At 29.2% G+C, this 16,166-nt stretch carries 16 protein-coding genes and 1 pseudogene; all 17 read left to right on the top strand.

Annotated elements, in window-relative coordinates; genetic code table 11:
- Positions 1 to 363: 363 nt before the first annotated feature.
- The 17 genes and pseudogenes from B3Z56_RS12770 to B3Z56_RS12695 all read left to right on the top strand — a co-directional run bounded on the left by B3Z56_RS12770 (position 364) and on the right by B3Z56_RS12695 (position 16,031).
- Positions 364 to 1,719 carry a potassium channel family protein gene (locus B3Z56_RS12770; protein ID WP_346878919.1) on the top strand — a complete coding sequence of 452 codons (1,356 nt, stop codon included), beginning with the start codon at positions 364 to 366 and terminating at the stop codon, positions 1,717 to 1,719.
- A 433-nt stretch (positions 1,720 to 2,152) separates the two neighbouring features.
- On the top strand, positions 2,153 to 4,060 hold the full coding sequence (locus B3Z56_RS12765) for a hypothetical protein (protein WP_346878918.1): 1,908 nt from the start codon (positions 2,153 to 2,155) through the stop codon (positions 4,058 to 4,060).
- A 119-nt stretch (positions 4,061 to 4,179) separates the two neighbouring features.
- Positions 4,180 to 4,962 (top strand): GNAT family N-acetyltransferase, encoded by a 783-nt coding sequence (locus tag B3Z56_RS12760; RefSeq protein ID WP_346878917.1) that lies wholly within the window; start codon positions 4,180 to 4,182, stop codon positions 4,960 to 4,962.
- 77 nt (positions 4,963 to 5,039) lie between these two features.
- Positions 5,040 to 5,198, top strand: coding sequence for a DUF4351 domain-containing protein (locus tag B3Z56_RS18035; RefSeq protein ID WP_414633084.1), 159 nt, complete (start codon positions 5,040 to 5,042; stop codon positions 5,196 to 5,198).
- A 247-nt stretch (positions 5,199 to 5,445) separates the two neighbouring features.
- Positions 5,446 to 6,702, top strand: coding sequence for an HNH endonuclease domain-containing protein (locus B3Z56_RS12755; protein ID WP_346878916.1), 1,257 nt, complete (start codon positions 5,446 to 5,448; stop codon positions 6,700 to 6,702).
- A gap of 130 nt (positions 6,703 to 6,832) precedes the next feature.
- Entirely contained in the window at positions 6,833 to 6,955 is a 123-nt protein-coding gene (locus B3Z56_RS12750) for a hypothetical protein (protein WP_346878915.1), read from the top strand.
- Between the two features lie 19 nt (positions 6,956 to 6,974).
- Positions 6,975 to 7,259, top strand: coding sequence for a hypothetical protein (locus tag B3Z56_RS12745; protein WP_346878914.1), 285 nt, complete (start codon positions 6,975 to 6,977; stop codon positions 7,257 to 7,259).
- A gap of 153 nt (positions 7,260 to 7,412) precedes the next feature.
- On the top strand, positions 7,413 to 8,144 hold the full coding sequence (locus tag B3Z56_RS12740) for a hypothetical protein (protein ID WP_346878913.1): 732 nt from the start codon (positions 7,413 to 7,415) through the stop codon (positions 8,142 to 8,144).
- A gap of 251 nt (positions 8,145 to 8,395) precedes the next feature.
- Positions 8,396 to 9,256, top strand: a complete 861-nt coding sequence (locus B3Z56_RS12735; protein ID WP_346878912.1) for a hypothetical protein — start codon at positions 8,396 to 8,398, stop codon at positions 9,254 to 9,256.
- A gap of 621 nt (positions 9,257 to 9,877) precedes the next feature.
- Positions 9,878 to 10,153, top strand: coding sequence for a hypothetical protein (locus B3Z56_RS12730; RefSeq protein WP_346878911.1), 276 nt, complete (start codon positions 9,878 to 9,880; stop codon positions 10,151 to 10,153).
- A gap of 131 nt (positions 10,154 to 10,284) precedes the next feature.
- Positions 10,285 to 10,569, top strand: coding sequence for a GIY-YIG nuclease family protein (locus B3Z56_RS12725; protein WP_346878910.1), 285 nt, complete (start codon positions 10,285 to 10,287; stop codon positions 10,567 to 10,569).
- 247 nt (positions 10,570 to 10,816) lie between these two features.
- Positions 10,817 to 10,972 (top strand): hypothetical protein, encoded by a 156-nt coding sequence (locus tag B3Z56_RS12720; protein WP_346878909.1) that lies wholly within the window; start codon positions 10,817 to 10,819, stop codon positions 10,970 to 10,972.
- Positions 10,973 to 11,061: 89 nt separating this feature from the next.
- The gene (locus B3Z56_RS12715; protein WP_346878908.1) at positions 11,062 to 11,238 is read left to right on the top strand and encodes a hypothetical protein; all 177 of its coding nucleotides are present in this window, start codon (positions 11,062 to 11,064) and stop codon (positions 11,236 to 11,238) included.
- Positions 11,239 to 11,250: 12 nt separating this feature from the next.
- A pseudogene (locus tag B3Z56_RS12710) lies at positions 11,251 to 11,535 on the top strand (nuclease-related domain-containing protein); the annotation flags it as partial.
- Between the two features lie 135 nt (positions 11,536 to 11,670).
- Positions 11,671 to 12,237, top strand: coding sequence for an HRDC domain-containing protein (locus tag B3Z56_RS12705; protein WP_346878971.1), 567 nt, complete (start codon positions 11,671 to 11,673; stop codon positions 12,235 to 12,237).
- A 651-nt stretch (positions 12,238 to 12,888) separates the two neighbouring features.
- On the top strand, positions 12,889 to 13,707 hold the full coding sequence (locus B3Z56_RS12700) for a Dam family site-specific DNA-(adenine-N6)-methyltransferase (RefSeq protein ID WP_346878907.1): 819 nt from the start codon (positions 12,889 to 12,891) through the stop codon (positions 13,705 to 13,707).
- Between the two features lie 38 nt (positions 13,708 to 13,745).
- Entirely contained in the window at positions 13,746 to 16,031 is a 2,286-nt protein-coding gene (locus B3Z56_RS12695) for a DGQHR domain-containing protein (RefSeq protein WP_346878906.1), read from the top strand.
- Positions 16,032 to 16,166 lie beyond the last annotated feature (135 nt).

The raw sequence follows: 16,166 nt of genomic DNA, 5'->3' as shown, positions 1-16,166 counted from the left end.
AGACATGTTAAATAAATTAATTTAATTAAAGGTATATTTACTGTAATAGAACTAGTTAAATCTTAATGTACCAGCAATTCCATTTAAAGGGCTAAATAAAGCAACTAAGCTTTGAACAGACGTATCAGGAAGCTTTTAATCAGGGGTATGGGGTTTGGAAGAGGTAATAGGAGATATAAAAGTATATAGGGTGGAGTTTAGGATAATTAAGAGTGAACCGTACCATAAGTAAGTGAGGTTTTTGAAATAATTAATCAAGGACATGAATGTTAATGTTGTTAGAGGCTTATTTTTTTTTCATTATTATGAATTTTAGCTTAGAATTGATTTAAGTAAATATAGTAGGCTATAGGAGGGGATTGTATGGAAGAAAATATATCGAATTTTTTTAAGCGTTTATGGAAAATTTATATAAATAAATTTAGAATTCCGTATCTAGAATTTGTATTTATAATTTATTTTTCATTACAGTTATTCAATTTTGTAGCTATACCAGAGAAAGACTTATTAAAACAAAATATGAGTTATTTAAGTCTAGGTATAGGTTTAATTATATTGTTAGATTGTATAAAAAGTTGGTGGAAATATATTGATATATATGAGGGACAAACTGATATAAAAGAGGTTTTCAAAAGGTACATTTTAAAGACTATTGTTTTATTTTTTCCGATAATAATGAATTTTATACATAAGATATTATCTAGTTTTATTATATCTCATAAAGAGAAATTACATTCAAGTCAACTAGGATTATTATATATACTATTTGTGTTGATAAGTTCACTAATTTTCGTGGTATTACTTGTAAGATTTTCTATGAAAAGTGGCTTTTGGATTAAGGGCTGGGTTTCTTTAATATTAGCTTTGTATATGTTTATAGCTTATTCTTTTTCATTAATATATTATATAGGTGATTATTATTCTGTTAGTAATGTGGATGGCTTTAGTTTTAGTGAAAAACTTGAAAATGAAATTTTAGCACGAAATGTTCTAATTGATTTTGATAAAGACTTACATCCTTTCCAAGAAAACAACATAACAAAAATTATAACTGAGAAACAAAATAAAATAGGATATACGGTTATAGATGTTGAAGGTAATGATTTAAATATAACTTCTGATATGATAGGTGAAAATTGGGCCAACTATTATTATAGTGATTTAATAAAAAATTATAATTTATTTTCAATTCTAAGTATGTCGGATTTTGAGTTTACTCAAGATAGTTTTATAAAGTCATATTCCAACATAGATTATAATAAATTTTTAAACGGTAATTATAAACTATTGAAAATTGCTTTATATAAACTTCCTTCAGAAGAGTTAAATGGAAGTATTTTAAAAGATAAAAGTAATGGAGAAGGTTTAGATCAATACGTAGAAAAATATATGTATTTAATTGTTGCTGAAGAAAATCTTACAAATTATCTAATCTTTGAATCTCAAAGAAATCATTATATTCTGCTAAATGAATTATTAGAATTCTCAAATGTCTTATTAGATGACACAATTACTGATATAAATATGATAATTCACGAGGGTATTTCCAAGAGTTTTTTTGACTATTTCTATTATAGTTTTATAGTGATTACAACTTTAGGTTTTGGAGATATTACACCTGTAAGTCAATTGTTCAGATTACTTACAGTATTAGAGGCGGTTTTAGGTTTAATAATTATGGGATTATTTTTAGCTAAAGTTTTTGAAAGCAAGCAATAGACAGATGAATTATAAATATATGCAAGATAAGTTTCCTAATACAAAAAACCGAGATTATCTATGGTGGTAGGATATCTCTTTTGATTTATTCAAAAGAAATACCTCATTTAGATACATTATGGTGAACCGTATCATAAGTAACGAAGTTTTTTTGCAGAGAGCATTGAAAACACTGGGCAGTAGAAGAATTAAGATGAGTGGCTTTTAAGTTATCATTAATTATGAAGTAAGGAAAATAAGACTATATGCTGAGGTGAGCTTATTTGAGTTATGGTAGGGTTTCAAGACTGTATCATAACACAAATATAAGTACTACAATGCAATAAAGATTGTGATAATCAAACCTGGTTAGTAAGCAAGCAAGGACAGTCCCCTCCGGGCAAGTGAGTGGATTTAATATAATAAATATTGTGAGGTTTGGGTGAGATGAAAAATGGATAGAGTTAAATTTTATTCTGAATACGATATGGCATGTGGATGGGAACTAGATAAAGTTATTGAAAGAATTAATGACAATTCTATTGAGAAGGAATCGTCATTAGAAGATGTAATTGAGTTTTTTAACATTTTAAAGTATATGCAAGTAAAAAGGTTTGCTGAATATATTCAGGAAAAAACAAATGTTATATGCATAGATTATATTAAGAAAATCAAAGCTGAAATTGGAAAGTTCATAGGTTTTAACAAATCTGTTATCATTTCAAAATATGATGATATTAATTTTTTTGGAACCCAAGATTTTCTTGAAGTAATCGAAATATATGGAGTCTATAAAGACATTCCTGGTTTTGAATTTAAGATGTTCTTAGATAAGGATAATGTCCCACTTTACATGGTACTAAAACATAAGAAGATAGTTGATTATTTTGATGATATTGTTAAGGAAAAAATAATGAGTGATTCTTATAATGCTGAAACAATACTTTCAAAGTTTTTGGATGACAAGGATTTATACTTACCGCCTTCATTAACAAAAGAAGATATATTAAAGTTAGTAGATGATTATATTGAGATTGACGCAGAGAGGGTCAATATAAATGTTCTCAGAAAAATTACTCATTTCCCAACAGGCATAGGGTTGAACATTACTGATAAAATAAAACTACATGCTAAACGTAAAGAGAAAGAAGAGTCAGAAAAAATTTTTAGTCAAGGCACTGGTATGAAATCTAGTGTTTCAATAAGCTATGAAGAAGGATTAGATGAGGCAATAAAATTTAATACTATTGGTAATGGTAGAGAGGTATCAATTGTAGTCAATCGTGATTGGATTGAAGAAAATAAAGACTATATGACACTTTGGAATAATTTTATTCATTTGTTTAGTATCGTCGATGATAAAGCACAATTAACAATGGTATCAAAGGAAAATGAGGTAAATGCTTTAGAATCAGCGTTCATGCCATCAGGAAACCATCTTTATAGAACTTCATTTACTTTTGGCTTTAAAGAGATGATTGCTAATGCACAAATATTTAGTTATATACAAGTACTTAATGTTCTTGGTATAAGAATAGAAGATATGATTGAATGGTTTTTTAATGACTATTTATCAGTTGAATTTTCAATAACTGATTTCATTATAAAAATGCCATCGGGTTCATCTTCATATTTCGAAAAATGTAGAACAATTCTACCGGAGATAGATAGAATATTCAAGCAGTATAATGTATTGATAGAAGATGGTGAAATTGACCAAGAATTAATTCAAATATCATCTTCAAGTATAAAAGTAAAAGAAGTGAAATCTTTTATATCTTGTAAATACGCATATCCTATTGGTGAATGGTATAAGACAGCTACTTTTCTTTTGTTGTCTGACCAAAGTAGTTTATTTTACTTGCCGGATAAGAATGAAAAGTATAAGAATTTTCTAGACTTAATAATGCGTGATAATGTGGGGAAGAGCGATTTTCAGGAATATCAAATTCAAAGGATGAATTGGTTATTTGATAATGGTGTAGTTATTGAGAATGAAGAAGGTTTTATTAAGGTAGCAGATGTTAAAACTATTTTTATTTTAAAAGAGTTGTACTATGAGAATGTCTTAAACTATTTTCATTATCAACCTAGCTTAAGAGGTGTAATAGATTCATTAATGGAAAAAGAAATTGTGGTCTTTGAAAATTCATTACTTACTAGAAATGAACAAGATTACCTCGACTTCTACTTGAATAAGTCAAAGTTTACAAATGGTTATGATATTAGGAACCGATATTTACATGGGACGAATGTTAATGATGAGAAGCAATATGAATCTGATTATTATTCAATTCTAAAATTAATAATAATTATAGTTCTAAAAATTAATGATGATTTGTGTCTTGCAGATAAATGGTAGATTTAATGAACAAACTATATATATCATAGGAACGGTTCTATATTTAGGCTAGACTATAGTTGTTTAGTTAGCTTATTAAGCATATATAATTAAGAAAAGATATTAAAAGGGGGAATTTGATGATACAAGTAGAGAAAGTAACATCACCAGAAGAGAGATTTATTTTGAATAAAGAGTATATTAAGACTTTAGCATCGCCAATAGATGGTTACTGGGAAAATGTAATTATAGGAAATTCCCAGTGCTATATAATTATTTATAATGGAAAGAAAGCAGGTCATTTTTTCGTCGATTCCAAAAGAACTTTAGTACAATTCTATACTTTTACAGAGTATTTTATACATGCACCAGAGATTTTTGAATATATTATTGCGAATAATATTGCCGAAAATGCTACTGTTTCTACTAAAGAGACAGAATTTCTATCTTTGTGTCTTGATTATCAGAAGAATATATCTATAGATTGTTATATTTTTACTGATAACAAAAATATAAAATATGAATTGGCTAATTTTAAAGATGTGTCCTTCAAATTAGCTAAAAGCAATGATATAGTCACTATAAAAGCAAAATGTGACCCTGCATTTGAAGGTTATTATGAAGATTTAATAGAAAACAATCAACTATTCGTACTATACAGTGGTGACATTCTACTAGGAATAGGTGAATTTAGAATATTTAAATCAAATGAACAATATGGTGATATAGGAATGATTGTGGCAGAGGAATACCGTAAAAAAGGTATCGGAACATATATTATAACTCAGCTAAAGGAACATTGCTATAGGAATAATTTAAAGCCCATGGCTTGCTGCAACCCTAAAAATATAGCATCAAGAAAAACATTGGAAAAATCCGGATTCATCGCCAATCATAGAATTATATATGTAACTTTAAAGTGATGCTGCCATGAATTATAAGCTTAAGGTGACAGCCATCATATGAGTAATGGGTTTTAAAAATCAACATATTATAAACACTGTTATTAAACATAACTAAACTTTTAAGGAAAAAGTTTAAGGATATTCCAGAGAATATAATAGAGTCTATACTTAGTTTATCTTTAGAAAAGATAGAAGAAATTAATGGAGATGTGTTTGATATAGAATCATTAGAGGAGTTAAAGAAGTATCTTTAATTAAGGATGCATTCTCTATAAAACTAAGTAATTAGAAACACATAGAAACAGTAGAATTTCTGAATTCTGCTGTTTTTTATGTAGTTACAGGTTAAACAAAGGAAATATTTGTTGAATATGGTATGAATTTATTGAGCAGTGGACAGGGAGGTGGTACAATATATGTGTAACGTGTAATATATTGGTGTATTTGTTAATGCATCTTTAAGATATAAGAAATAAAGAGGCCCTAGGGAAGAGGTGGAGCATGAGTAATAAGGATATTATAAATGAAAATAATTCATTAATAGAAGACTTTGAGGACAATCAAATAGATGTTAAGGGTATTACATCCTCAATTATTACTAATCCTTATGGTGCTATTACCTTACCCTATGATGGTGGTATAGATTTAAATAGCTTTTCACGAATATTGGAAGATAAATTAAGCAGTAGCTATAAAATATTTTGGTTCTTTGGAATCTATGAAGAGATAATTAAGGGAAATAAGTACATATCCTTTAGAAAACTTGTATGTAGAATGATAGTGGGAGCATGGTATCCTGTTACTCAATACAAACTTAGTTTAGGAATTCAAGACAGGCTCTATGATTTAGTTATATTAATCCATGAAAAATATAATATACCTTGTGAAATAAATAAAAATAAACTATTAGAGCTTATAGAAAATATAGAAGATGTTGAAGTTGAAAAAAGGATTAAAAAACTTCGTGATTATGTACCTTATAGACTTTTAACTCCCTTCTTTGCTAAGGAATTAGCCTTAACAAAGGATATATTTAAGAAGAATGATTATGAGAGAAATAAGTTTATAGCTAGGCTAACTAAAGAAGATGAGAGAGCTATATATAAAATAGATGTTGATAATAAGGTCATAGAGATTAATGATTCTTGGTATAAGTACATAAGAGCTAATCAAGCTATAATATGCGGATGGATGCATTATAACCTGGTTTGTTATCTTCAAAAGAGAAGTCCTAACGTACCAGCAATTCCATTTAAAATCACAGCACCAGGTAAAAGAGATCTAAGTAAGGCAACTAAGCTTTGGACAGAGATAAATAGGGATAAAACTGTTAGTGATATTTATACAGGAAAGGAACTAACAGAAGAAAACTTCTCTAATTATGGGAATCTAAGCATAGATCACTTTATTCCCTGGAGCTTTGTACTACATGATGAACTATGGAATTTAGCACCTACCTTTAAAAATGTGAATAGTCAAAAGAGCAATAAACTACCTGAACTTAGCTTATACATGGACAAGTTTTGTGAAATTCAATACAAAAGTTTTGATTTAATGCAGAGAAATCCTAAAAGATATAAGAAACACTTAGAAGGATATTTATCCATAAATATAGCTGCAAATAATGAAAGAAAAATTGAAAAAGCAGAGTTTAACCAGAAGTTAAAAGCAAATATAGAACCACTGTATCAGATAGCTTTTAATCAGGGGTATGGGGTTTGGGATAAAAGTGTATATGATAAAATTTATGATAATTAATGGAGAGTACTATATCATAAATAAATTATGTTAATGAGAAATAAGGTAATATTAAACATAATTATGTCTATAACTGTAAGTTCGATGCTCAGCATAACAGGATATTACTCATATAAATCAGGTGGAAAGTATGAAAGAAAGCACTATCAATAATGAGGAGTTATTATTCAGTATTGAACAAAACATTGAGCAAACCTTTCATAATTTAACTGATAAGGCAAAAGAGCTGCTTAGGACTGCTAATTATCTATAATGATTTACACAAAGACGCAATGATTGATTTTGACCCTATTATTGTAGAGTACTCTAAGATTGTAGAGGTGCAATTGAGACATAAACTTCAAGGGATTTTAACTAGCCGTGAAAGGATGCTTGGGCAGATATTAGGTAAAATATATGATGATAATATTGCACCTTATTATGATAAGTTAGAGGACCTAAGCACTGTAAATAACATTAGAAAAAGTAGTGCACATACTGGAGTATTAGATTTATATGAAGCAGATAAAATAAGATGTGTGCTTTTTGAAGACGGATTACTTGGTTCGATAATATAAGTGTGTTATTTATGAATTCAAGTTGTTGCATTTGGGTGACTTGTCTGATCGGGTTAGACTATATAATATTATCTATTAAAATTAAACAGTTTAATGTCGTGAAACTTTAATTAGACAATATAGTAAGATACATAATAGAAAGGATGAAGAGAAATGTTTGATATAAATCACTTAATGAAAACACCTGAGGATGAAAGTGTTAAAATTTGGAGATATATGAGTTTAAAGAAGTTTGAATCGCTATTAAAAGAGCAAGCTCTATATTTTTGTAATTCAAAGTCGTTTAAGGATAATCATGAAGGTTCGTATTGCAGAAAGAACTTGCATACAGAGGTTTATATGGACGGCTTGGGAATACTAGAGAATTACACAGATAAGCATAGAGTACAAAACCAGATTTACAGAGAGAATGTCCATATTAATTGCTGGCATATGAATGAACATGAAAATATGGGTATGTGGGAAAACTATATAAGCGATGAATCTGGGGTTGCAATTCAGTCGACATACAAAAGGTACGGTGAAGCTGTAATGGACGATACTCGTCGTTTGGTTTTTATGGGGATTGTACAGTACAAAAACTATGAGGAAGACTCTATACAGTATGACGAAGGTCTGTGGGGGCCTTTTTTAACAAAAAGAGAAGAATTTAAATACGAACAAGAAATAAGAGGCGTTTACTTGTTAAGCCATAACAAAATTGATGATGAAACTCAAACAAAAGGTGGGTTTGTTAGTACGGATGTCGAGACTTTAATTGAAAATGTATTTTTATATCCAAATGCTTCTGCCGATTTTAGAAAAATTGTAGAAAACATGGTTAAGAAGTATGGCTTCGAGTTGAATATTTTAGATTCAAAGCTTAGCTCTGAGCCTATTTTTTAATGACAGTTAATATCTAATTAAATCTATACTGAATGTCTATAATTAGAAGTTAATGTTTCAGAAGTACAGTGGATAAATGATAAATTAATTTAGTATATGGTATGCTACTGATAAATGTTACTTATAAATGAATTTCGAAGTTTTTTTTAATCTATTTTTTGCATACAAGTAACGATGAGTGCTGTGATTGATTGAAATAAAGGGTGCTAAAAGCACCATGCATATATCTAATAATGTAAAAGGAGATACATATGGATAATACAAATATTAAAGATTACGTAAATTTATATATGGGTCTAGGATATGAGCAACAGGCGATTGGCCAATTCTGGAAAATGGGCTTTGAGGCTATGAAATTAAATGCAGACTTAGGATTCGATATTTTAATTCATAATTTAAGAACGCGTATTAGAAATAGAAATGAGGATATGAAGAACTATTACTTTCAAGTAAAATCACGACAGTGTCGAGAGTTTGATTTTGGATTTATTCAAACAAATGAAGGTGAAGTACAGGTAAAGTCTGTATATTTGGATATAGAAGATAAATATTTAAAATTGTTGTTGGATGAACCTAAAGCTTATCTACTTTGCTATTTTTATGACCCTAAGCATCCTATACAAGATTCAATAATTACTTCTTTTTGGTTAAACAGTAGTAATTTAAATTGGATTATAAATAATGGAAAATTTCATTGGAAGGCTAAAGGCAAGACGTGGTTAACATTTAAAATATTTTACAATGCTGATTTGCGTCATAATTTGGATTTATTAAGACATGGTATTGTTGATAAAATAGGTCATGATGAATCAAAGGAACTATTGGATTTGATTAATGAGCTATATGTAAAGTCTCATATAGTAAACCATCAATTCGATAAAAAAGTTGTGTTATTAGAAAATAATAAGAATGAGGATAAAGTTAAGTTCTATATTTTAAAAGAGCAGTATTTTGATATATCTAAATTTACAGATGCTGATTATTATGATTTTGATAATAACCCGCTTGATATAATTAAGCGAAAAGAACTAGATGTAGATGATGAGCTGATGCAAAAGCTTCAGGATTGTGTATCCAAAGATATTTGCAATGAAGCAATGGGAATTTTCTAATAGAAAATAAAATCATGAGCAAATTTAAGCTGATTAATTAAAAGCAAAGACGAACAAGGACGGAATGAGATATTATGAATTTTCCAACACATATAGTAAGTTTGGGTGATTTAGTTGAAAATTTGCAGAAGAAAACGGAAAGAAGATGGGATATAAAAGATTAAAAACATTTGATTTCTTAAGATTCACTCATTATTGTGGTAAAAGAAGATCGTGATGGTTTTTCTCTACTTGACTATCGTAAGTAAAGATACTACGTGTATTGAGCTTCACGTTATCCATATAATAGTGAATAGAAGATATGAAGGATCTTTAAAATGATTTTAAAAGGTAGCTCCTTTTTAACTCAATTGTTAGTCTCAGTTAATAAATATTTGAGGATAAAGTTAAAAAGCTCCATTATAACTGTTAGGGAGAAGCATATTGTAAGTAACATAGAGTTCAGATAAGGATTCGAACAAAGTATTTATTTTGATAATTAGGATATATACTATTAAATTTCCATTATCCCTAAAATGGGACAAGTCTTTTTAATGGGTAGTTATAAAAATAATATTAACTTAAGACCTTTAAGAATACTAAAGTTACATGATATTACTTTTAAGAGGGAGGAGAGAAGATATGATTGGTACAGTATGGAATAACGATACATACAATCCTAGTGGAGTAGGATATGGAATAAAAATTAAACAAACAGATAGCGATAAATATTTCAATAGGGATTGGATAAATGTAATACTAGAATTAGAAGATGAAAAGATATCAATATCAGTAAATATAAATAAATCTTCTTTCTGGTCCAACTGTAGAGAGTTAATAAAAAAAGAAATAGGAATATGGTTAATAAGGCATGAAAGGGGTACATTCAAGTATGTGGGAACAGTAGAATTGGAATAAAAATCTATATTGGAAATGATCAGATGATAAGTATATCTAGTGAGAAATATAAAAAATAATTAAAGGTATTTAAGGAAAATATAGATGAGATTAAAAATATAAAGTAACTTATTGGTATAGAGGGTATATTCATGAAGGTTATATATAAAATAACTTACCCTAACGGAAAAATCTATATTGGAAAGGATTTAACTGATAGTATTAATTACTTTGGTAGTGCTAATAATGATTTAATAGAAAAAGACTATATTAGAGAAGAAAAAAGAGATTTCACAATAAGAAAGGAAATATTGTGGGAATCTGAAATAGCAACAGATAAAGAAGTTAACAAAAAGGAAATTGAATATATAAAATTATTTGAATCAAACAACCCTAAAGTTGGATATAATCAATTTCCTAAATTTAAAGAGAAATGATTTATTAGACATTAAAAAATATATAATGAAAGAAGGTGAATTTTAGTGGGAGTTTAGTATTTATAATACACTCTCTCACTAAAGGTAAACTATGGATAAAAGAGATTCAGAGAAGATAGCACAATTAGCAAGAGAAGGGAAGTAAATATCAAAAATATGGGAAGAGGATTTTCCACTTTATGATTATTGGGATATTTACTTTGCAGTACATGAGGCTGGAGAAAAGAGTTCTTTAGGTGTAAAAAGAATGATCACCAACAGGCTCTATAAGCTTGCATCTCTTCCTAAAAAAGAACAAGATCAATTAATAGAAGAAATCGATGAGTTAGTATGCTTTTTATACGATAGGTATAAGGAAAGTCAACAAAAATTAGATGATATTAGATATGTTATAAATAGATAGATTAATGGGGAAACACCAGTGTTCCTTTTAGATTTGATATTTAAAACTTTATATTTCATCTGACTTGAAATAATTAGGGGGATACAACAATGTCATTTTTAAAAGCCTTATTGGGGATTAAGAAAATAAATTCAACTCTTTTCTATAAAGAGTTTAGTGAAGATAATAAGCAATTAAGGGAACTTGAAGAGCTAAGTATGAGAGTTAAGACTAGGGAAAAGAAAGCTCTTATCGATAGAGATATAAAGCTATTAAAGCTTGGCTAAGCAGGAGAAAAGAATGTAGCCTACGAACTGAAAAGTAGTAAGATCCCAATGATTTGTTTACATAATATTAGACTAGAAGAAGGAGATGATGTTGCTCAACTAGATTTTGTAGTTATAACACATAGGTTTATTATGGTACTTGAAACTAAAAGGCTTAATGGAGATATCTATATAAATGAAGCTGGGGAGTTTATAAGACATATAAAGAATAAAAATGGTAAAGTTTTAAAGAAAGAAGGCATGTATAGTCCTATAGCTCAAAATGATAGGCATGTAAGAATTTTTAGAGAAATACTAATTAAAAATGGTATAATAAAAACTTTTTCTACTATATCAAAAGTAATAATTGCAAATCCTAAAAGTATAATAAATAGGTCTAAGGCTCCTTCAAAAATAAAGAAAGAAATTTTTAAATATGATCAAATAACAGAGATGATAAATGAAGAGATTAAAAATCATGAGAAATCAGGAGAAGCTTTCGAGAGTTTAATGGATAATGTAGCAGTATTTTTAATGAAAAATAATAAGGAAATAGACATTGATTATTATAATAAATACTCATTAACAGAAGACGATTTTCAAGAAAAGGCTATATTAGAAGAGGTCGCTGTAGATGAAAAATCTATTGAAAACATAAAGGAAGAAAAAAAGATAGTACAGGATAAAAGCTCCATTATTGGAGATAAAGCTGAACTAATTGATGCAGAAACGAATAATATTCTAGAGGAATTTATAGACATTGACGATTTAGAGTGTAATGTAGAAGGCACTAAGGATATAAGTACAATATTATGCAACAAACTTAAAGAGTATAGAACTAACATGGCAAAGATGGAAAATAATAAACCGTATTTTATATATAACAATAATACGCTTGATGAAATAGTTGCTGCTAAGCCAAAAACTAAGGAAGAACTTTTAAAAGTTAAAGGATTTGGTCCGATTAAGGTTGAAAAATATGGCCAAGGTATTTTAAACATTATAAGTGAGGTTGTGTAAAATTCAATATGAAAGTTTTGGTATAATGCAAAGAATATAAAAAGCAATAAGAAGAAATTAAAAGGATATTTATCAATAAATATATATGGAAAAATCAAATAAAAATTAAAAAAGAAAAGTTTAACAATAGCTTGAAAGAATCCATAGAGCCACTGTATTAGATTGTTTACAGTTAAATATATGGGGGAATAGGTAATATGATCTCTTAAAAGTTTATATGAGAGACTTAGTGTAGTTAATAGTGAACGGTATACTTGGACAACGAAAATAGAAAAACAATAACTGTAGTTAATTATGTTTTCATATACTATACATGTCGAGATGGTTTGTTTGCTCAGTAAGAAATAATACTATTTCACAAAACAAGTAAAATAAGGTATAATAAATGGGTGATTATGATCTTTGAAAGGGGTAAAACTATCCATCATTTATATTATTATATAAGCTGATATTTTTGGACTTATATTTTTGAAGAATGCCTGTCTGGTTTTAGGGCTTAGGGTGGTAATATTTGTGGAAAATGAGGAAACAGAATACCCGCATGAAATCAATAAATAGAGTGTGCCAAATAAAGAATTTTTGGCGCTTTGATTATTATTGGTGCTGTATAAGCAGCATACGTTATGAGGAAATGGTGTAATGATAAAGTAGATGAGCGATACATTTTTGAAATGGGCAGGTGGGAAAAAATGGTTTGTAAATAATGAATCAGATAGACTCCCTAATGTCAATGAATTTAATAGATATATAGAACCATTTTTAGGAAGTGGAGCTGTATATTTTTATTTAAGACCTGATGAAGCAATATTAAGCGACATTAATCAAGAATTAATAAATACATACATATCGGTGAGGGATGAAGTTGATTTAGTATATAGAAATCTCTTGAGACATCAAAGAAATAATAGTAGAGATTATTATTACACAGTTCGAAACACTAGGACAAGAACAACAGCGACATCGGCGGCTAGAATGATATATTTGAATAAAGCGTGCTTTAATGGAATATACAGGGTAAATAGACAAGGTGGATTTAATGTTCCTTATGGAACTGACAGAGATATTACTTTTGATAGAAATAACTTTATTAGGACTTCAAATATTTTGCAAGATGCAAATATTTTATGTCAAGATTTTCAACAAACAATTGATTTGGCAGAAGAGAATGATTTTTTGTTTTGTGATCCACCATATGCTGTGGTAAATGAAGATAATAGGTTTGTTAGTTATACGGCAGACATATTTTCATGGGATGATCAAGTTAGATTAGCACATACATTAGAAAATGCAAAAAATAGAAATGTTAAAATAATAATGACTAATGTAGACCATCCAGCGGTGAGGGAATTGTATCAAGGTATAGAGGGGTTTGTTCTTGATACAGTGGAGCGGCAATGCTTTATATCTGGAACAACAGAAGGAAGACGTGCTTATCATGAGTTGATTGTAAGTGCTAATATACAGAATTAAGAATGAAAGGCTAATTTAAAATTAGAAAAGGTGCTATTATGACAAATTGGGATAATATTGTTACTGACGGTTGCTTAGTATCATCAAAGAATAAGAGAAAAAATCTGTATATTGAAGACAAACAACGAAAAGTTGCGCTTTCTGAATTGGAAGAAGAAGGATGGGAATATGTAAAGGATTATGCAGATCCTAAGTTTGTAAAGGTTCGAAAAGAAAAACCATACGATGAGCAGTTTGAAGACAAAATATGGCTGTTGTTTTATCAGATGGGGTTCAAATATCTTAATAAAGATAGGAATTTTAAAATGACCTATGATTTTCAAAATCCGAATTTTACACAACAGATAGATGTTTTTGCAGCAGATGATGAAACAATTCTGATAGTAGAATGTAAATCAGCGGAAAGCATAAAGGATGGAGTTTTCAAAAAGGAGATTGAGGCATTACATGGACAAATGGATGGACTGAGAAAAACAGCACAGAAACAATACCCAGGAAGAAAAGTGAAATTTATATGGGCAGCACACAATTATATTATGAGTCAAGCAGATATTAAAAGAATGCAAGAATGGGATATAGTTTTTTTTAGTGATTCTACGATTCAGTATTATTGTGAGTTGGTTAAGCATTTGGGGACATGTGCTCGTTATCAATTGTTAGGAAATTTATTAGCTAATACGGAAATTAAAAATATGCAGAATAAGATTCCTGCGATTAAGGGGAAAATGGGTGGTTATGAATATTATGAGTTTTCTATTGAACCAGAAAAACTGCTAAAGATAGGATATGTACTCCATAGAAGTGAAGCCAATAAAAATATGATGCCTACATATCAAAGATTAATTAAGAAAAAAAGATTAAAAGAGGTTCAAAACTTTATAAACAATGGCGGTTATTTTCCAAATTCTTTAATTATTAGTATTGATACAAAGGGAAAAAGATTACAATTTGATCAGTCACAAACCAAAGTAGAAGGCTCCCTGTCTAAGTTGGGAGTGTTACATTTGCCTCAGAAATATCATTCCGCATATATTATTGACGGGCAACACAGACTATACGGCTATTCTGATACAGTTTATGCAAGGACTAATACAATACCCGTAGTTGCTTTTGTAGATTTAGTACGTATTGAACAGTTAAAATTGTTTATGGATATAAATGAAAATCAAAAAGCTGTTTCGAAGACACTAAGAGTAACATTAAACAGTGACATGCTGTGGGATTCGTCGGATTATAATGAGCGAAGAGAGGCGATGAGGTCAAAGTTAGCTCAAATGTGTGGAGAGGAGCCAACCTCACCATTATTAGGAAGAATTGTTATTGGAGAAGATGAACAGAATCCTACGAAATGTATTTCTATTGAGGCAATTCAACAGGCGTTAAAGCGTTGCCATTTCTTTACTTCATATGGGAAAAATAATGTGATTGTAGCAGATGGTAGTTTCGATTTAGGGGACAATCAAAGTACTATTGATTATTTTTATCCATTTCTTGAAGGCTGTTTAAAGATTATTAAGTCCAATTGTGAAATAGAATGGAGTATGGGAAAACAAGGAATTTTAACTATTAATAGGGGAATTCAAGGAATAATAAGGATCTTGGATGATATTGTTTTGCACTTGGCAAAGCAGAATAAAATTAATCTTAAGACTGATAATATTGAAAAAATTATAGATGAAACAGAATATTATTTAGAACCATTGATTTCATATATAAATTTATTAGATGATGAACAGCGAAGAGAGCAAAAGGGATTTTTGGGCGGAGGAGCTGATAATAAATTCTGGAGAAACTTTCAAAAGGTAATTGCTGAAACAAGAACAGATTTTTTGCCAGAAGGGTTGACAGAATATATAGAAAACGAGACAAAACAATATAATGCAGAGTCAAGAGAATATTTAAATTCGATTGAAAGCAAAGTTAAAGAAAAAATAGCGGATGCGCTTGAATCATATCATGGGGATAATTGGCTCATAAAAGGTTTACCAAAAACTGTTTATAAGAATGCTAAGGCAACAGCAGATGAGAAAAATTATGAATTTTTATCAAATGATGAAGATGAAGAAGTTGATGTATGGGATTGTGTATCACTGGCAGATTGTAAAGAAATAGTTACATACGCACACAATTGGAGTGATATATTCGAGAATATTATTACTAGACCAGAGGAAATAAAAATATCTGGAGGTAAAGAAGCTAAGACTCAATGGATTGTAGATATGAGCAAAGAAAAAACAAAATTAGCAAAGCCATCATATAGTGTATCGAAACAAATGTTTGAAACAATTAGTAGTGTGTGTGAATGGTTAGAAGGTGAGTCATAAACAGTAGGTGAGGTCAAATCTCTACAGCTTTTTAAACTAAGGATTGTCGCCAAGTCACGTGTGAATTTTCGTAGAATTAACTAAGGGTGGGGTACTAAAAAATCGCAAATAAGAACTGCAAATTAAGTAACTGCA

This window comes from Clostridium sp. UBA7791, from assembly GCF_002480755.1.
Classification (GTDB): Bacteria; Bacillota; Clostridia; order Clostridiales; family Clostridiaceae; genus Clostridium_J; species Clostridium_J sulfidigenes.
This window is presented reverse-complemented; position numbering and strand designations above follow the sequence as displayed.